16 protein-coding genes are annotated in these 18,336 nt (G+C 69.0%); 11 read left to right on the top strand and 5 right to left on the bottom strand.

The genetic code is table 11. The annotated features are described in order from the left end of the window. Window positions 1-8: 8 nt before the first annotated feature. A complete protein-coding gene (locus ACGFNP_RS53420; RefSeq protein WP_393331695.1) occupies window positions 9-1,784 on the bottom strand; it encodes a PA14 domain-containing protein in 1,776 nt (591 codons plus the stop codon). 277 nt (window positions 1,785-2,061) lie between these two features. Here ACGFNP_RS53420 and ACGFNP_RS53425 point away from each other — a divergent pair, with 277 nt between their 5' ends. From ACGFNP_RS53425 to ACGFNP_RS53435, 3 genes are all read left to right on the top strand, one after another. Next, complete coding sequence (locus ACGFNP_RS53425) at window positions 2,062-3,765, top strand: serine/threonine protein kinase (RefSeq protein ID WP_393331697.1); 1,704 nt, start codon at window positions 2,062-2,064, stop codon at window positions 3,763-3,765. Window positions 3,766-3,959: 194 nt separating this feature from the next. Beyond that, window positions 3,960-4,442 (top strand): hypothetical protein, encoded by a 483-nt coding sequence (locus ACGFNP_RS53430; protein ID WP_358321481.1) that lies wholly within the window; start codon window positions 3,960-3,962, stop codon window positions 4,440-4,442. Window positions 4,443-4,642: 200 nt separating this feature from the next. After that, window positions 4,643-7,111 (top strand): tetratricopeptide repeat protein, encoded by a 2,469-nt coding sequence (locus ACGFNP_RS53435; RefSeq protein WP_393331700.1) that lies wholly within the window; start codon window positions 4,643-4,645, stop codon window positions 7,109-7,111. Window positions 7,112-7,190: 79 nt separating this feature from the next. Here the strand turns inward: ACGFNP_RS53435 and ACGFNP_RS53440 are convergent, their stop codons facing one another. Beyond that, window positions 7,191-8,075: a TetR family transcriptional regulator gene (locus tag ACGFNP_RS53440; RefSeq protein ID WP_393331703.1), complete on the bottom strand. Its 885-nt coding sequence runs from the start codon at window positions 8,073-8,075 to the stop codon at window positions 7,191-7,193. A 93-nt stretch (window positions 8,076-8,168) separates the two neighbouring features. On the opposite strand from ACGFNP_RS53440, the gene ACGFNP_RS53445 reads away from it, so the two are divergent. The 6 genes from ACGFNP_RS53445 (at window position 8,169) to ACGFNP_RS53470 (ending at window position 13,494) form a co-directional block, all read left to right on the top strand. Then, window positions 8,169-9,431 carry an FAD-dependent monooxygenase gene (locus ACGFNP_RS53445; protein WP_393331706.1) on the top strand — a complete coding sequence of 421 codons (1,263 nt, stop codon included), beginning with the start codon at window positions 8,169-8,171 and terminating at the stop codon, window positions 9,429-9,431. 128 nt (window positions 9,432-9,559) lie between these two features. Continuing rightward, entirely contained in the window at window positions 9,560-9,931 is a 372-nt protein-coding gene (locus ACGFNP_RS53450) for a nuclear transport factor 2 family protein (protein ID WP_358321490.1), read from the top strand. A gap of 130 nt (window positions 9,932-10,061) precedes the next feature. Beyond that, window positions 10,062-10,940, top strand: coding sequence for a hypothetical protein (locus ACGFNP_RS53455; protein ID WP_358321493.1), 879 nt, complete (start codon window positions 10,062-10,064; stop codon window positions 10,938-10,940). A gap of 174 nt (window positions 10,941-11,114) precedes the next feature. Next, a complete protein-coding gene (locus ACGFNP_RS53460) occupies window positions 11,115-11,528 on the top strand; it encodes a peptidase inhibitor family I36 protein (RefSeq protein WP_358321496.1) in 414 nt (137 codons plus the stop codon). A 316-nt stretch (window positions 11,529-11,844) separates the two neighbouring features. Further along, window positions 11,845-12,813, top strand: coding sequence for an NlpC/P60 family protein (locus ACGFNP_RS53465; protein WP_393331710.1), 969 nt, complete (start codon window positions 11,845-11,847; stop codon window positions 12,811-12,813). Window positions 12,814-12,888: 75 nt separating this feature from the next. Then, entirely contained in the window at window positions 12,889-13,494 is a 606-nt protein-coding gene (locus ACGFNP_RS53470) for a Chromate resistance protein ChrB (RefSeq protein WP_358321502.1), read from the top strand. A gap of 28 nt (window positions 13,495-13,522) precedes the next feature. Here ACGFNP_RS53470 and ACGFNP_RS53475 read toward each other — a convergent pair whose 3' ends face one another. The 3 genes from ACGFNP_RS53475 to ACGFNP_RS53485 form a co-directional block, all read right to left on the bottom strand. Further along, window positions 13,523-13,735: a hypothetical protein gene (locus ACGFNP_RS53475; protein ID WP_358321505.1), complete on the bottom strand. Its 213-nt coding sequence runs from the start codon at window positions 13,733-13,735 to the stop codon at window positions 13,523-13,525. 9 nt (window positions 13,736-13,744) lie between these two features. After that, window positions 13,745-14,536 (bottom strand): hypothetical protein, encoded by a 792-nt coding sequence (locus tag ACGFNP_RS53480; protein WP_358321507.1) that lies wholly within the window; start codon window positions 14,534-14,536, stop codon window positions 13,745-13,747. A 94-nt stretch (window positions 14,537-14,630) separates the two neighbouring features. Continuing rightward, the gene (locus tag ACGFNP_RS53485) at window positions 14,631-15,857 is read right to left on the bottom strand and encodes a serine hydrolase domain-containing protein (protein ID WP_393331715.1); all 1,227 of its coding nucleotides are present in this window, start codon (window positions 15,855-15,857) and stop codon (window positions 14,631-14,633) included. A 116-nt stretch (window positions 15,858-15,973) separates the two neighbouring features. Here ACGFNP_RS53485 and ACGFNP_RS53490 point away from each other — a divergent pair, with 116 nt between their 5' ends. Together ACGFNP_RS53490 and ACGFNP_RS53495 are read left to right on the top strand one after the other, a co-directional pair. After that, window positions 15,974-16,990, top strand: coding sequence for a LacI family DNA-binding transcriptional regulator (locus ACGFNP_RS53490; protein WP_358321513.1), 1,017 nt, complete (start codon window positions 15,974-15,976; stop codon window positions 16,988-16,990). A gap of 290 nt (window positions 16,991-17,280) precedes the next feature. After that, window positions 17,281-18,336, top strand: a complete 1,056-nt coding sequence (locus ACGFNP_RS53495) for an ABC transporter substrate-binding protein (protein ID WP_393331718.1) — start codon at window positions 17,281-17,283, stop codon at window positions 18,334-18,336.

Consider the following 18,336-nt stretch of genomic DNA (forward strand, 5'->3'; position numbering starts at 1 on the left):
GGGCCTGCTCACCCGGTGAGCAGCTTCTCCGCGGGGATGATCTGGCGGGGAATGCTCGGGCTCTCCCATCGCAGCTCGGCGATGGCGTCATAGCCGCTGTCGTAGAACTCCATCTTGATGTCGTGCGTCCCGGCGCTCAGCGCCACCTGGCCGGTGTCGTCGCGCTTGGAGTGGTCGGTCCAGTTGTCGATGAGTGGCTTGCCGTCCACCCACAGCCGTACCCCGTCGTCGGTGGTGGTGACGAAGGTGTAGGTCTCCGCCTTGTCGGCCACGACCTTCCCCGTCCAGCGCACGCTGAAGGTGTCGGCGCCGATGGCCGGGTCCGGGGCGGCCGAACCCCAGTCGAAGTTCACGGTGGGGTCGATCCTGGTGACCGTGGCGCCGGTGAGGTCGGCGTTGTCGAAGTACGTCGCCGACAGCCCCTGCTGGTCGATCACCAGCGTCGTCGCCGAACCCGCCGGCAGCGTCACCGTGGCCTTGCCGCCGGCGATGGCCGCGGTTCCGGTCCGGTGCGGGGTCCAGGCGTCCGACGTGCTCTGCCAGATCGCCGCGGTCCCCGCCGTCAGCCCGGTGAGCGCGAGACCGGCCTCGATCGGGTCGGCGCCGACGTTGACCAGGACCACGTTCTTGCTCTGGTCCGAGGCGAAGACGTGCAGCTTGTCGTTGTTCGCGCTGGCCTGGACGACGGTCTTGCCGAAGGGCCGGAACAGCCCCTCACCGGTGTACATGCCGATGCCGTGGTAGATGGGCAGGGGCTCGCTGCGCGGAATGTTGCCTTCGCCGTTCGTGCTGGTCAGGCCGAGCTGCCCATTCTTGTCGCCGTACTGGTAGGCGCTGGCGCCCGCGTGCAGGATCTGCCCGAGCGCCGCCGCGCCCCACAGCGTGTTGAAGTGGGTGAGCGTACGGTGGCCGTCGGGGTCGTTGAAGTCGGAGTTGAACTCGCCGATCTGCAGGTCGATCTTCCGGCCCAGTACGGACTCCGCGAGCGCGCTCACCTCCTTGATGTCGCTCTCGTAGTCGCGGATCACGCTGCCGAGGAGCGCCTCGTCGGTGATCTCATCGAAGCCGTTGCCGTAGTCGTGGTAGTCGACGAAGTCGACGCGGCTGCCGGAGCCTTGGAGGAACGTTCTGATGTAGTCGTGGTCGTCCCATGCCGTGGCGGGGCCGCCCACCTTGACCGCGGGGTTCTCGGCCCGCAGCGCGTCGGTGATCAGGTTGAAGCGGCTGCTGTACTCCGCCGCCGTCATCTCCGGCTTGTCGGGAGTGCACGCGCAGTTGAGCTCGTTGCCGAGAATGAACCGCTGGACCGGCTTTCCGGTCGCCGCGAAGTGCTTGTAGAGGGCCACCGCGTCACCGCGGTTCACCTCCGCGCTCTGCCGGCCGTCCACCTGGAGGATGACGACCGGTTCGGCGCCGAGGTCGCGGATCGCGTTGATCCAGGCGTCTCCCGAGACCTCCGTGGCGCATTCGTAGCCGCCGCAGATGATCGGGCTGTCATGGTTGCCCGGCTCCTGGTAGTGGAGCTCGATCCGCATCCGGCCCACGCCTAAAGCGCGCAGCCGGGCCTGGTGCTTGGGGTCGTTGGTGATGTACGAACCCTCGCCGTAGCCGGTGATCCCGATGCCGAAGTCAGTGGGTGCGATCGTCCGGATCGGTTTGGTGAAGTCCACCGAGACGGTGGCGGCCACGGCCGCCTCCGCCGGTACGCCCGCCGTCCAGACCGCCGCGGCGGCCAGACCACCCGCGAGGGCGGCGTGCAGCGTACGACGTGCCAGTGCGATCATCCTTCTCCTGTCACAAAGTCCACAAATCCCGTGGATCATGACATATGCGGATTACGTGAAAGTGACTTCTCGCGTTGATGTGGCGCGCGACACTGCGCTGGTCTCACGGATCGACGCGGTCCGAGCGGACAACCCCGGCATCCGGCACAATCAGCTCTATGCAGATGCCGCCCCATCCGCACCCAGGCGAGGACGCGGTTCGCCGCCGCCGGCCGGATCCCCGCGCTTGCCGTCTGTCGCTGCCGCTGCCGCTGCCGCTGCCGCGCGAGAGAATCTGATGCGACCTCTCCGATCGACCGATCCCCGGGAAGTCGCCGGGTACGTCCTGCGGGGGCGGCTCGGTGAGGGCGGCCAGGGCACGGTGTTCCTCGGCACTTCGCCCAGCGGGCAGCAGGCGGCGGTCAAGCTCCTGCACACGCACATCGGCCACGACCTCGACGCCCGGCGGCACTTCCACCGGGAGCTGGCGTCCCTGCAGCGGGTGGCGCCGTTCTGCACGGCCCGCGTCCTGGCGGCCGATCCCGACGCCGACCCTCCGTACGTCATCAGCGAGTACGTCGACGGCCCGTCGCTGCAGGAGGCGGTGCGCGACAAGGGGGTCCTGCGCGGCGCTGACCTGGACCGTCTGGCCATCGCGACGGCCACGGCGCTGGGCGCCATTCACGCGGCGGGGGTGGTGCACCGCGACTTCAAGCCCGCGAACGTGCTCCTGGCCGCCGACGGTCCGCGAGTCATCGACTTCGGCATCGCGCGCCCGATCGACGCCACCGCCGCCACGGTCAGCGGCGTCGTGGGCACTCCGGCGTACATGTCGCCCGAGCAACTGTCCGGTCACCCGGCCGGTCCGACCCTGGACATGTTCGCGTGGGCGTGCACCATCGCGTACGCGGCCAACGGCCGGCCGCCGTTCGGCCACGAACCGCTGCCCGCCGTGATCAACCGCATCCTGAACGCCGAACCCGAGCTGGGCTCGCTGACCGGGACCTTACGCGGCTTCGTCGCCGCCTGCCTGCACAAGGACCCCTCGTGGCGACCGACCGCCCGGCAGGTGCTGCTGGGACTGATGAACAAGCAGCCCGGCCCCCCTTCGTACGGGACACCACCGTCCTATGGGACACCACCGCCTGGCGGACCGCCCCCGGGCGGCGGGACACCACCACCTGGGGGAACGCCACCCCCTGGCGGGACGCCATCGCCTTACGGGACACCAGCGCCGCTCCGTCAGGGGCCTTGGCCGATCACACCGCCACCCGCCACGCCTCACCAGACACAGCCGGGCCGTAAGCGCGCCGGTGTGATCGTCGGCACGGCGCTCGCGGCGGGCCTCGCGATCACCCTTACGGTGGCCGCCACCGTCGCCATCAACTGGTACCGATCACCGCAGCCCAGCACCAGCCCATCGGCATCAGGCTCGGCCACCACGTCCCCGACTGTGACGGCCACGCCCACGGGCACACCCGCGGCGCAAGTGGCGCGCTCACCGCGCCTGGGGCTGGAATTCTGGCAGGACAAGGCGGCCAGCCCGATGTCCCTGACCGATCTGGACCAGCCCATCACCACCGTCACCCTGAAGCGCGAGCCGTTCGAACTGCGATTCCCCACCCTCCCCAAGGACACGGCCGCCCAGGTCTGCGCCTGGACGGATGACTCGGTCTTCTCCATCGACGACGGAGGCAAGGTGGCCGACCATCCCTGCTTCAGACCGGGCACCGGCATCGCCGACTACGAGCACGGATCAGGGACGCTGTATCTGAACAACCACGGCCACAACTACCTGATCGGAGACCGGGTCGGGCACAGCTCCGACTCCCAGGACACGGTCCTGTTCTCCACGGTCTTCAAGGACGGCACCTCGACACTCCTGGCCGCCCAGCAGAAGAAGCTGTACCTGACCGTCTTCATCGACCTGGACGGAGACGGGACCTTCAAACGCTCGTCTCCGGGCGAGTACGAATACGTCATCCTAGATTTTCCTAGCTGAACGCTGGTCTCCATGGCCTCTCTGCGACTGCGCGGTTTCGGCTCTGGGACGGCGCGCCGGTTTCGCCCTACTACGCCAGCGCATGCTGCTCTCCTGAGAGAACCGGTGGGAAACCGCTCCTGCAAGTGAACTGACCGGCTGCTGGTTTGCACATTCAGTGGCGGTATGCGGCCAGCACGTTCACCATGGTCTGCATGGCGACGAGGAAGAGCACTTGGGGCTGGATCTCGCTGACGGTCGGCGGTCTGGTGGTCGGCGCACTGGGGACGATCTTCATCGTGCTGGATCTGGAACAGGCCGATCAGCTGGCGAGCGTGGTAGGCGTGTTCGTCGCCCTGGCGGGGCTGGGCATCTCGGTGTACGGAGTTGTCCTGGCCCGCCGAAGTTCGAGCCCGGCTTCTTCCCAGGCGACCGCTCCACGCTCAGACATAGACGCCATTACGGAGCGCGAGGAGCGATCAGTTGCCGTTCGGGACAACTTCGGGGTGATCCAGACCGGCGACGCCGGCCGGGCCGCCATCACGGGGGCGGGTAACGCCAGTAACACGATCACGGGCGGCACCTTCCATGGGCCCGTGACGATGGCCCGGGATATCGTCGGCCCATCCGCGGCTCAACTGTCCCCGCCTCCTGCCTTGCCCTCAGACGATCCCGATGTCCCGGAGCAGCTCCGGTGAGCGAGCCGCCTCGCACGGTTGACAATCAGGGCGTTGACGACGGTGGCCACCGTAACGCGATCACTGGTGGGACGTTCAACGCGCCGGTGACCTTGGCTCGCAACATCACCATGCAAGTCACCGGTCCAGCCCCGCAGGCTCGGGCGGGCCTGCCAGCCGGCCCGGTCGGTTTCGTCGGCCGCACCGACGCTCTGAGGGAGGTGCTGGCCTTCCTGGACCCGGCGGATGCGGGTGGGACAGGCGTGGTGGTGTCGGCGGTGGCGGGGATGGCCGGGGTCGGCAAGACCGCGCTAGCGCTCGTGGCCGCCCATCAGGCGATGGAGCAGGGCTGGTTCGGCGGCGGCGTGTACTTCGTCGACCTGCGCGGCTACACCCCCGACCCCGGCAAACGCGTATCCGCCGCAGCGGCGGCAGGGGACGTGCTGCGCAAGATGGGCATCCGCGACACCGATCTTCCGCCAACTGGCGAGGAACGGCTTGCCTTGTACCGGTCGGTGCTGGCCGAACAAGCCCGCCAAGGGCTGCCAGTGCTGGTAGTGGCCGACAACGCCGCCGTCACCGGCCAGGTCGAGCCGCTGCTGCCGGCCCAGCCGTGCCACCGGCTGCTGATCACCTCACGGCACACCCTTACCCTGGCCGCCCACCTGGTCGACCTGACCGTGCTGCCCGAAGAAGAGGCCCTTGACCTGCTGCGTACCGCCCTGCAGCCGAGCCGGCCCGATCCGCGTATCGACGCAGAGCCCCATCCCGCGACAACGATCGCCCGGCTGTGCGGACGGCTGCCCTTGGCATTACAGATCACCGCCGCCCTGCTGCGCGCCGAGCCGGACCGCCTCCTGGCTGACATGGCTGCGGAACTCGCCGACGCCCGGCACCGGCTGGACGCCCTGGACACCGGTGATGCCGACTCCCACGGCCGGCCGTACGCGGTGCGGGCCGCGTTCGACCTGTCCTATCGGCACCTGGTCGACACGCAGCCTGAGCAGGCACGGCTGTTCCGGCTGCTGCCGCTGGACCCGGGCCCGCACCTGTCCCTGTCGGTCGCTGCCGCCCTGGACGACGCACCCGCACCGGTCACGCGCCGACGCCTGGCCGCCCTGTCCCGTGCCCACCTGGTCACCGCTCCGGTCCCGGGCCAGGACCGGTGGGCGATGCATGATCTGGTCCGCCTGTACGCCGACGAGCACGGTAGGACCGAGGCGAACTCGGACGGGCGCGAGCGGGCGCTGGACCGGATGCTGGCCTTCTACCTGGACACGGCCGACGCCGCCGACGGCCACCTGCGTGCTCTTCCCGGTCAGTCGACGTCTGAGCGGTTCGGCGGCCGACAGGACGCGCTGGCCTGGTTGGACGCCGAACGCGCCAACCTGGTCGCCGCGGTCGCCCTGGCCGACTCCACCCACCGCCACCACGTCACCTTGGACCTGTCGGCCCACTTGACCGAATACCTTGCGTGGCGCCGCCACCTCGATGACCGTCTGGCCGTCGCCAATGTCGCGGTGCGGGCCGGCAACCGGCTGGGCGACCGGCGGGGCGAAGCCGGCGCGCTGAACAACCTCGGCGTCGCCCTGTGCGAGATGCGGCGATTCACCGACGCCCTCATCACGCACCGCAAGGCGCTGACGATCCTCCGCAAGCTACGCGATCGACACAGCGAAGCCCAGGTATTGAACAACCTCGGCAGCGCTCTCAGTGGACTGCGGCGCTACACAGAGGCCATCACCGCACAGCAGAAAGCCCTGACAATCCTCCGCTTGCTGGACGACCCGCGCAGCGAAGCCCACGTGCTGATCAACCTCGGCAATGCCCTGAGCGGGGTGCGGCGCTACACAGAGGCCATCACCGCACAGCAGAAAGCCCTGACAATCCTCCGTTTGCTGGACGACCGGCACAGCGAAGCCCAAGTGCTGATCAACCTCGGCAATGCCCTGGCCGGAGTGCGGCGCTACACAGAGGCCATCACCGCACAGCAGAAAGCCCTGACAATCCTCCGCTTGCTGGACGACCGGCACGGCGAAGCCAAAGTGCTGAACAGCCTCGGCTCCATCCTGGGCGAGGCGGGGCGGTTCGAGGAGGCCGTCACGGTCTTGGAGGACGCTCTGACAGCCCGCCGCGAGGTGGAAGACCGGCACGGAGAGGGCATAACGCTCACCAACCTCGGCAATGCCCTGGATGAGCTGGGGCAGTTCAAGGCGGCCGTCACCGCGTACCGGGACGCCCTGGCGGTCTACCGCGAGCTGGGCGAGCGACACGGCGAAGGCACGGCGCTGAACAACCTAGGCAGTGCCCTGAGCGGGGTGGGGCGATTTGATGAAGCCATCACCGTCCTGACGGACGCCCTGGCGGTCTGCCGGGAGTTGGGCGAGCAGCACGGCGAAGGCATGGCGCTCAACAATCTGGGCAATGCCCTGGCCGAGGCGGGGCGGTTCGAGGAGGCCGTCACCCTGCACCGGAAAGCCCTGACGATCTGCCGCGAGGCGGACGATCGGCACGGCGAAGGCACGGCGCTGACCAACCTCGGCAATGCCCTGGGCGAGCTGGGACGGTTTGACGAGGCCATCAGCGCCTTCGAGCGGGCGACCATCATCTTCGAAACGGTGAGGGACGACCGGCGCCGCAAGCGGGCCCAGGCTCTTGCGGAGGCCGCGCGGCGGCGGAACGCCGAGTGACAGGGGCGTGCGCGCGGTGACAACTGCGGGTTGCGTTTGACCTATCGTCTCAAAATGAGTCGCATATTTAGTCTCAAAATTAGCCGTCCGACAGGTGCCGGTATACGGTCGCGCGAGAGACGCCCAGGACTCGGGAGATGTCGGCGGCGGAGTGCTCGCCGGTCGCGTACATCCGCCGGGCGGTCTCGATCATGTCCGGGCTCATCGCGCCGGGCCTGCCACGCCGTCGACCCGACGACCGAGCGGGCGCGGGCGAAGTGCCAGACGAGGACTCGGCTGAGGACTCGGCGAAAGCCCCGGCGGAGGGCTCGGCGGAGGGCTCGGCGGAGGGCCCCGCCCGAAAGTCGGGCGCAAGCCCTGCCTGAAAGTCGGACGGAGACCCGGCATCGAGATCGGTCGCGGACCCGGTCACATGCCCCGGGGCCGTCTCGCCGAGGAGTCGTTCCACCCCGGCCAGCACCGCGGGCCGGATCAGGTCGGCGGGCAGGTCGGCGAACATGACGACCGGGTCGCTGAGCATCGCGAACGCCTGCACCGCCCGGACCTGCCCGGCGAGATCCGCGTCGGGGCCGGCGATGAAGTGCTCGGCCATCATCGCGGTGTCGCGAAAACGCTCGAACGTCGGGCGGTCGGCGCCCAGCGCCAGGTCCTGCGTGTTCATCCGCATCAGGAACCGGTGCCTCAGCCACACGTCGAGCAGCCCCTCGATGACGACCCACCGCTTCCGCCGGAAGTCAGCGCCCTCGATGCCGTTGGCCGCCTCGACGGCGGCCTCCATGTCGGCCAGCATCGGCTCCGCCAGTGTGGCAAGGATGTCCTTCTTGCTGGGGAAATGGTAGAGGACCGCGGTCTTCGTCAGGTTGAGCCGCTCCGCGATCTCCCGTACCGAGGTGGCGTGATAGCCCAGCGAGGCGAACAGTTCGAGCGCGACCCGCAGGATCCCGGAGCGGGTGTCGTCAGTCATGTCGCAGATTCTAGCCGCTTGACTGACCTCCGGTCGGGACCCTATGGTTCAACCACTGACCGATGGTCAGGGCGAACGAAGGTGAGGTGTCTCATGAACGAGCGGATTCTGATCTCTGGGGCGAGTATCGCGGGGCAGACCCTGGCGTACTGGCTGGCCCGGCACGGGTTCCGGCCCACCCTGGTCGAGCGCGCGCCCCGGCCGCGCGCGGGCGGCAACGGTGTGGACGTACGTGGTCCCGCCATCGACGTGGCCGAACGGATGGGGATCATGCCCCAGATCAGGACGATGGCGGCGGACGTACGGGGCATGTCCTTCGTGAACGCTGCGAACCGGAGCGTGGCCCGCATCGACGCGCAGGCCATGCGGAGCGGTGGCGACGACGTGGAGATCATGCGTGGCGACCTGGTGGCGCTCCTGTACGAGGCGACGAAGGACGACGTCGAGTACGTTTTCGGCGACTCCATCCGGACGCTGGAGCAGAGCGGCGACGGCGTGACGGTCTCCTTCGAGCACGGCCCGGCCCGCCGGTTCGATCTGGTCATCGGCGCCGACGGCATGCATTCCACGGTCCGCCGGCTGGCCTTCGGCCCCGAGTCGCGGTTCATCCAGCACAAGGGCCACTACTTCGCGTTCTCGAACGCCGACTCGGCGCTGGGTGAGAACCGCTGGGTGACGATGTACAACGTGCCGGGCAAAATGGCCGGAATCTACCGCTCGGGCAACCACTCCCAGGCCAAGGCGTACTTCATCTTCCGCCGGTCCGAGCCGCTGACGTACGACCACCGGGACGTCGAGCAGCACAAGCGCCTGGTGAGCGAGGCGTTCGCGGGTGAGTCGTGGCGCGTACGGGAGCTGCTCACCGGAGCGCTCGCGGACCCCGACTTCTATTTCGACGCGTTGAGCCAGGTGCGGATGCCGTCGTGGTCGTCGGGCCGCGTGGCGCTCGTGGGTGACGCCGCTTACTGCGCGTCTCCCGCGTCGGGCGCCGGCGCCGAGCTGGCGCTGGTCGGCGCGTACCGGCTCGCGGGCGAGCTCGCGGCGGCCGCCGGGGATCACCAGGTCGCCTTCCGCCGGTATGAGGACGGCCACCGGGAGCTGGTCGATCAGAAGCAGAAGATCGGGCCCAACGTCCGCCTCATGGTGCCGAAGACGCGCACCGGCAGGTGGGTCCGCGACACCATGGCCCGGCTGCCACTCATGCGGGCCATGGCGACGGTGGAGCGCATCATGGCGCCCAAGAACACCGCGCCACTGCCCGACTACACCCGCGACCACCTGATTCGCGAGCCCCAGCTCGTGACCGCGGACCGAGCGCGGGGCTTGTTCCCCCGCTGCGATCGCGCGGCCTCCTGACCTCGTGTACGCCCGGCCAGCCGGAGGCCACTGGGGGCCAGGAGCGTGGTGGCCGCCGAATGCCTGTTGGCAGGAGTCCGCCGAATCAACAACCCTCAGAATGATCTTTGTGATATGATGCATAGGTCATGACGACTCATGACGCCGCACAACTTCCCGAAGCCTTCATGGCCGCGTTCAACGCCGGGAACACCCAGCTCCTGGAGCACCTCTACAGCGACCCGGGCGTGCTCGTCCCCAGCCCAGGGCATCCCGTCACGGGCAAGGACCGGGCCACCGCCAACCAGTACCTGCTCGGGTTCGGGCTGCCGATCGACGCCCGGTTGCGGCACGCCTACGTCGCGGGCGACACCGCGCTGCTCATCGTCGACTGGACCATTCGCGGCCAGGCGCGCGACGGCCGCGAGATCGACCTCCACGGCACGGCGACCGACGTCGCGCGGCGGGGCCCGGACGGCCTGTGGCGCTACCTCATCGACAATCCGTTCGGAGCCGGCTGAGCGATCAACGTCGCCAACCCTGGGAAATCGAAACCCTGACCTGCCCCTCCCCCGGCGAATCGGCCTGACGCTCAGCTGACCACCAGAACGCTCTTGAATTGCGGTCACGCACGCGAGGATGATCGCCCGTATGCGAGTTGTCGTTCTCGTTTGGGAAGGCTTTCTCGGGATCCTCACGATCGCGCTGATCGTGGCGGCGCTGCTGAGCGCGTCGCCGGGCCAGTATCTGGTCTACATACTGGCGCAGGCCGGGGCTCTGGGGCTGGTGGCGACGGGGCTGGCGCTGTCGTTCCGCACCGGTACGCCCAACCTGGCCGTCGGGTCGATCGCCGCTTTCACCGGCATGGTGACCGCCTGGCTGATGAGTATGAGCGGGCTGGGCTGGTCGGCGGCGATCATCGCGATCCTGGTCGCCACGGTCGGCGGGCTCCTCCTGGGTCTGTTCGTCACCGCGCTCTCGGCGCCGGCGTGGGCCGTGACCCTGGGCGCGGCCGTGGCCTGCGAGGCGCTGGTCAGCGGCATCGCGGACGCCCGCGTCATCCCCGTCGACATTGATTTTCCGACCTTCGTGTGGTTCGTGCTGTTCGTCATCGTGTCCCTGGGCGGCGCGCTGGCCTGGCCCGCCCTGCGCGTGGAGTCGCCGTGGATCAGCGCCATGGTGGGGCTGGGCGGGTCGAGCCTGCTCGCCGCCCTCGGCGGAGTGGCGCTGCTGACCAGGACCCACGCGGCGACCCCCGCTTCGGGCTGGACCACGACCACGCTGACCTTGGCCGCGGTCCTGCTCGGCGGGATCAGCGTGCACGGCAGGCGGGGCGGCGTGGCGGGCACCGTGCTCGCGGTGCTCTTCCTCACCCTGGTCCAGGGACAACTGGTGCTCTGGGCCACGCCGGTGTGGGTGTTCCAGGTCATCGCCGGAGCGGTGATCCTGGCCGCGCTGCTGGCCGGGCGGCTGGCCGAACTGGCGACCCAGGAGACACCGGCCCCCGTGACGTCCGGAGCCGGCTCGTAGGCGATTCGGCCATGCCAAGTCCGCCGGGCAGCCCCGCTCGGCGAGCTCGGGCTGCGCCTGATCGCCGGTGATCGGGCTGCGCCTGATCACCGGCGATTGCCCCTTCCGCACCGAAGATCGAGTCATGTATGTTCGACCCCGTCATCGAAAGAAAGTTTCAACCGAAGAGGGGCAATGGGCAAGAAGCTTCAGATGCTCGCGCTACCGATCGCAGCCGTCGCGCTGTCCATCCTGCCGACCGTTCCCGCCCACGCCGCCACGGGCTATGACCGGTGCCATGACGACAACTACTGCATGTTCTCCGGCCTCGACGGCACGGGCGACATCATCGAGATCCAGAGCGACACGCCGGATCTCGCCGCGTTGAACATGGGCGGCAGAGCCAAGTCGGACTGGAACCGGACGGATTCCTACATCCACCTCTACTCCGAAGCCAACTACGGTGGCTGCTCGGCGGTGACCACTCCGGGCGGCAAGGGCAACTTCTTCTCCGCCTACCGCGACTTCTTCGACTCCGTTCGCATCGGCGGATCGAACGGCCCCTCCTGCGGCACCCAGGACGACTTCCGGGTCAAGTCCCACTCCTGACGGCGGCACGACGCGCCCCGGCATCGCACCGTCGATGCCGGGGCGCACGCATGTCCGCTCCCGGGCAGGTGACCGGCCTTGATGCCAGGTCCCGCTCGATCAACGCCACCCCCCGAAGACTGAACGTCCCAGCGCGTACGCGCGTATCTACACATGGGTCGGCACATCACCCCCGCTATCGCCCGTAGTAGTGGATCTCGCAGCCGTCCCGACGAGAAATGGTGCTGAACAAGCCATCTCTCCGGTACGGTTTCGCCCCATACAAGGACGGTTACGAGGAGGCGTCGTAGTGGCCATGCCGACAAGGCTTGGACGGATGGCAGTGGCCGGGGCACTGGCGCTGGGCGTGCTGGCCGCCACCCCGAGCGGCGCCGTCGCCGCGCCGACACCCACCCCACAGGCCAGGGCCAAGGCGAAGGCCAAACTGGTGAAGCTCAACGAACGGGCCGACAAGGTGGTCGAGCAGTACAACCAGGCCACCGAGACCTACAAGAAGGCCAAGGAGAAGTACGACACCCTCAACGCCGAGGTCGGCCGCAAGGGCGTACAAGCCGACGTCCTGCGCAGGGACCTCGCCGCGGTGGCGGTGAACAGCTACCAGTTCGGCGACTTCGCGGGCTGGCAGCGATTCCTCGTCGACAGCAGCCCTGAGGCGACGCTGAGCGGCATGGCCACGCTCGACCAGATGGCGCAGGCCAGGGCGGCGAAACTCAGCGCCTTCGAGGCGACCACCAAAGATCTGCGCGATCGGCGCACGGACGCCAAGAGCGTCCTGGCCGAGGCGGACGACGCCCGCGACAAGGTCCGCGGGCAGAAGACGGAAGTCGAGAAGCTGGTCGCCGAACAGACCAAGATCCTGCGCAAGCTGGGCGCCTTCCAGGCCGGCGACCCCAACAGCACCGGCATCAAGTACACCGGCGCGGCCTCCGGCAACGCCCGCATCGCGCTCCAGTTCGCCTTCGCCCAGATCGGCAAGCCCTACCAGTGGGGCGGCACGGGACCGAGCTCCTACGACTGCTCCGGCCTGACCCAGGCCGCCTGGCGGGCCGCGGGCGTCGAGTTGACCCGCACGACCTACACCCAGTGGAGCTGGGGCGCCAACCGCCGCGTATCGCTGGACGAACTGCAGCCCGGAGACCTGCTCTTCAGCAAGGGGCTCGGACACATGGGCATGTACGCGGGAAACGGGAAGATGATCCACGCGCCGCAGACCGGAGACGTCATCAAGGTGTCCGACCTCGACGACTACTGGCGCGCCCGCCTGCTCGGCGCGGTCCGCCCCTGACCTTCGGCGCGCGGGTGGCGGGTGTCGTCAGGGCGGATACGATCGACTCGTTCAGCGCTGCGGAGGAGGCGGGCATTGCCGGGCACCGAGAGGCCGAAGACCGGCCGCGCTCCCGAAGGCCAGGAGGCCGTCGAGCCGGCGAAGCATGTCACCTGGCTCATGCTGATCTACCGGGTGCCCAGCGAGCCGACCCGGTTGCGCGCCGCGGTCTGGCGGCGGCTGCGCAACCTCGGCGCCATCTACCTGCAGAACTCCGCGGCCGCCGCGCCGCGGACACCGCACAGCGAGCGGATGCTGCGGGCGCTGCGCAACGAGATCGTCGAGTCGATGTCGGGTCAGGCCTTCCTGGTCAGCACCTCCTCGGTCATCGGCGAGACCGAACTGGTCGCCCTCTACAACGCCGCGCGCGACGACGAGTACGAAGAGATCCTCGACAAGTGCGTCGACTTCCACGCCGAAGTGGCCAAAGAGGTGACCGCGCGGCACTTCACCTACAGCGAGCTGGAAGAGAACGAGGAAGACCTCACCAAGCTCAAGGGCTGGTACGAGAAGGTCAAGGCACGTGACGTCCTGGGTGCCGCACGGGCGAAAGAGGTGACCGAGGCGCTCGAGGACTGCGCGAAGACGCTGGAGGAGTTCGCCGCCTCCGTCTACGAGGCCGAGGACAGCGCGATCTTCTAGGCCGGCTACGGGTCATCTTCCAGGCCGGCTAGCGATCGCGCACGTCGATCCGCAGCGCGATGACGAAGGCGGCCATGAGGCACGCCCCGAGCACCGGCGTGAGCACCACTGCCGGCACCGCGAACGCCAGCAGGACCACCGTGCCGAGCGCCAGCGTGGTGACGACGGCCACGGCGATCTTCCAGTCGTCGCCGATGATCAGGTCGTACCAGAACTGCCCGAATCCTCGGATGAAACCCATGTTCAACTCCTAGCTGGAAGCGCTCGGGACGGCGGTGGACGCGGTCGCGGCGGGCCGCCTGAGGGCGTGGACCATCACCCGCGACAGCCCGAACCACGCGGCGATGAGCACCAGGATCGCCAGGTCGGCGCCCGGCCACTCCAGGCTCTGGCGGCTCGCGGTGAAGATGCCCAGCCCTTCGACCGCCCAGAAGGTGCCGAACGCCGCGAGCAGCAGGCCGACACCGTACTTCATGGTGTTCTCCGGCACCTTCGACAGCGGCCCCCTGACGGCGATGCCCACGCCGAGGACGAGGAGCACACCGAGGACGGCGGCGCCGATCGCCACTGGCATGTTGTCCGCGCTCAGGCCGAACGTGATCACGATGAAGACCACCTCGACGCCTTCGAGGAAGACTCCCTTGAAACTGATCATGAACGAGAACCAGTCGAGGCCCTTGGCCTTGACCGCGCCCGCACTCTCGGCCGCCGCCACCTCGTCGGCGAAGATCTGGTCCTCGTCGTGCATGGCCTTGCGCCCGGACGACCGCAGGATCGCCTTGCGCAGCCACTGCAGGCCGAAGATCAGCAGGACGCCGCCGATCGCGAGCTGGAGTGCCGCCTCCGGCAACCAGGTCGCGAGCGCGTATCCGGCGACGGCGGTGAAGGCCGTCAGCGCGACGAGCGCCGCCGCCACACCCGCGAACGTGGAGCGCCAGCTCCGCGTCACGCCCATCGCCATGACGATCGTCAGGGCCTCGACCATCTCCACGATCGAGGCGAGCAGCACCGCCGTGCCCAAGCCCCATGCGGCCGCGTCCATCGGCCCACTTCCTTCCGTTGCTCCTCCACCGGCGAACCATCACTCGCCACAAGATGTAACAGTTGTTAGTTTGCGCATATATCCAACGCTATGTCTACAAGGAGTGGCCTGACAGCGTGTCAGCGATGGCGAGGCAGCCCGCGATGCTCCCCCGCGCCAGGTCGTCGATCCACGGCTCGGGCCAGGAGGAGAACTTGGCGATGACCACCCCGGCCGCCTCATGGACGAACAGCAACTGGCCGTGGATACCCAAGGCCATGTAGACCCCGCCCCCGTCCGGGGTGCGGGGCGCGGCGACCCACCACTGGTTGCGGTAGTAGGCGCCGGGCACGGTCAGGTACGGCGAGCCGTGCCGGGGAAAGGCCGCGGCCTGGTCGCCGTCGGGGGTCAGGGTGTCGGCGACCCAGCCTTCCGGCACCACCCGCGTCCCATCGGAGCGCAGCCCGTCCCGCCGCAGGGCCTCGCCGAGGCGGGCCAGATCGCGGGCCGTACAGCAGACCCCGATGTCCGCCAGGGCGTGGCCGTTGCGGTCGACCGTGATCTCGGCGTCGTGTTCGGCGCCCAGCCGCCGCCACAGCTGCCGGGAGATCAGCTCCGGCACCCGCAGGCCCGTCGCGCGCTCGGCCAGCAGCGCCAGCACGCAGGTCAGGGTCGAGCGGTACTCGAAGTCACCGCCGTGCGGGCGCACCTGGGTCAAGCGCCAGAAATGGCTGCGCGAGTCCTCGTCCGGCGAGCCCGCCGGGGGCGCCCACTGGCAGATGGAGAAGTAGGCACGCTGGAGTTCGAGCGTGGTGATGTCCTCGCGCGTCCCCGTGCGCATGTCCAGCAGATGCCGGACACTGGCCCCCGCCAGCCCGGTGCCGCGGAACTCGGGCACGATCGCGCAGACCTCGTCCTCCGGCGACAGCGCCCCGGACTCGATCACCGAACCGACGGCCGTGGCGGTGATGGACTTGGACACCGACATGCACAGATGCCGGGTGCCCGGCCGCATGCCGTGCTCGTACTGCTCGTGGACGACCCGGCCCCGGTGCAGCACGACCAGGGCGTCGGTGTGCGACCAATCGACGAGCTCCGCCACGGTCAGGCGACGTCTCGGGCCGTCCTGGAGGCGCAGTTCCAGAGAGCCCAGGCTCGTCCCCTCGGCGATCAGGTCGTGGACGGGCCCATCACCGCGGGAGATCGGCGCGGTGGGGATCAACTCTCCGATGCGCTGGTACGCGCTGACGTTGTACGGCGGCCGCATCCAGTTCTCCAGCGTCACCGGTCCCGCGGCGTCGAACTGGTCATAGCTTGATATAGGTGATTCCGCAGGCGACATAGGCCTGATTCTCCTTTGACGAAACCTTTCGGCAAGGCTAGAAATGGCCTGATCCGCAGTCAAGCGGCCGCAGAACCTCGCCGCTCCGCGGCCCCAGGCACAGACGGAGTCCCTTCATGAGCACGAAACCAGCGCGCCCCACGATTCGTGATGTGGCGATCCGGGCGGGTGTGTCCATGACGACGGTCTCCGATGTGGTCAACAGCAAGGGGCGGGTGGATCCCGCGACGCGCGAACGGGTGCTCACGGCCGTCTCGGAGGTCGGGTGGCGCCCGCGCCGGTCCGCCCGCGCGCTGCGCTCCGGCCGGACCGGGGTCTTCGCCATGTGCCTGCCGCTGGGCCACGTCGGCGTGGGCGACTGGCTGGCGAACGCCGAGTACGACATGGCCCTGGTGGCCGCCTGCGCCGCGGCCACCGTCGACTCCGACCGCCAGCTCCTGGTGGCCCCGCGCCCCACCGACGTCCGGGACCTGGCGCGGCTCGACGTCGACGGCGTGATCATCGCCGATCCGCGCGAGGGCGACCAGGCGCTGACGGTGCTCAACAACGCGGGCGTGCCCGCGGTGACCATCGACCGCGACATCCAGCGTACGGACGGCTGGTGGGTGGAGACCGACAACACGGGCAGCACCGTGCAGGTCCTCGACCACCTCACCGCCCAGGGCGCGAAGCGGATCGCGCTGGTGACGGCGGACGCCCCCTGGGCCTGGTTCGAGGACACCTCCGCGGCGTACGCGCGCTGGTGCGCCGAGCACGGCGTCAAGCCGCAGGTGCGCCTGATCGACGTGGAGCGGCCCAGGGCGACCGCGGCGGCGGGCGTGCGCAGCCTGCTGCGGCTCAAGAACCCGCCGGACGCCATCTTCGCGATCCCGTTCGGCACCCCGCTCGGCGCCCTTGACGCGATCACCGAGTCGGGACGTTCGGTGCCCGGCGACCTCCTGCTGGCCGGCGGCATGGACGGGCAGATGCTCCAGGTCTCCTCGCCGCCCATCACCGCCGTCGACCTGCGGCCGATCGAGATGGCCCGGGCCGCGGTCGACCTGCTGGCCAGGCGGGTGAGCGGCGAGAAGGCGGCGGGCCCGGTCGTCATCCAGACCGAGCTCCGGGTGCGCGAGTCGACCTCGCGGCACTGAACCGGCCGTCAGGCGGGCGGGCTCCGTTGTCACGCGCACCTCACACCGTGCCGAATCGTTTCGGCACACCTTAGGCACGCGCCCGCGAAGGACGCAACAGCCCGGCTCCTGCCTCAGTAATCCCCCGCTAACGCATCGTTGACACCATCTTTCGCCGGTGATTGTATGTGCCGAAACGTTCAGGCAAGAACGCATCGGCTGCCTCAACCGACCAGCGCCCCGTGCTGCGCTGCCCTTCGCGGGCCGACAGAAATGTCCCCCGGGCGAACAGGCGCCGAGAGAGGAACAACATGAGCGCGCCCCCCAAATCTCCGGACACTCTCAGCATCCGCCCGCGTCTGATCGGTCTCGTCACTGCCGCGCTTCTTGTCGTGACCGGATGCGCCGGTCAGCCCGGATCCGGCGCCACCGGCACCGCCGCCGGGACGGCCACGAACGCGGCGGCGGCGTCCGCCGCCTTCTCCTTCACCGACGACCGGGCGGAGACCGTCAAGCTCGACAAGAAGGAGATCCGGGTCGTCGCCCAGGAGGACGCCGCCAACGCCCTGATGCACCTCGGCATCAGACCGGTGGGCATCTTCGGCGGCGCGCCCCTCAACGGCAACCCCATGCTCAAAGGGCTCGACCTGACCGGCATCGAGTCGGTCGGCGAGGTCTTCGGCGAGGTCAAGATGGAGAAGCTGGCCTCCCTGAGGCCGGACGTCATCGTCTCGACCTTCTACACCGGGGACGGCGTCCTGTTCCCCGGCGGCGTCTACGGCTTCCAGACCGCGAAGATGCAGAACGACGCCAAGACCATCGCGCCGATCCTGGCCATCGACTCGACCAAACCGTCCTCCCACGTCATCGAGCGCTTCTCCGCGCTGGCCAAGGCCCTCGGCGCCGACGTCGACGGAGGGGCGGTCGCGCAGGCCCGGACGAAGTGGGCCGGCGCGGTCGAGGCGCTGAAGAGCACGGCCAAGCAGCACCCGGATCTGAAGGTCCTGGCCGTGACCCCGGCCCAGGAACAGGTCTACTTCGCCGTTCCCGACCTGTTCCCGGACCTGCTCGACCTCAGGGACTGGGGCATCGACCTGATGACCCCGGACGGCAAGCTCGTCAGCTCCTACTACGAGGCCGTGAGCTGGGAGAACGCCGCGAAGTACCAGCCGAGCGTCGTCCTGGTCGACGCCCGCGGCTACACGCTGGGCATCGATGCGCTCAAGAAGTACCCGACGTGGAACGCCCTGAAGGCGGTGAAGGCCGGTCAGGTCGGCAGCTGGGTGCGGGTCTCGCTGAACTACGACGACTACACCCGGCAGGTCCAGGACCTGACCGCCGTGCTCGAGCGGGCCAAGAATGTGTAG

It is taken from the genome of Nonomuraea sp. NPDC049269, from assembly GCF_043197155.1.
Classification (GTDB): domain Bacteria; phylum Actinomycetota; class Actinomycetes; order Streptosporangiales; family Streptosporangiaceae; genus Nonomuraea.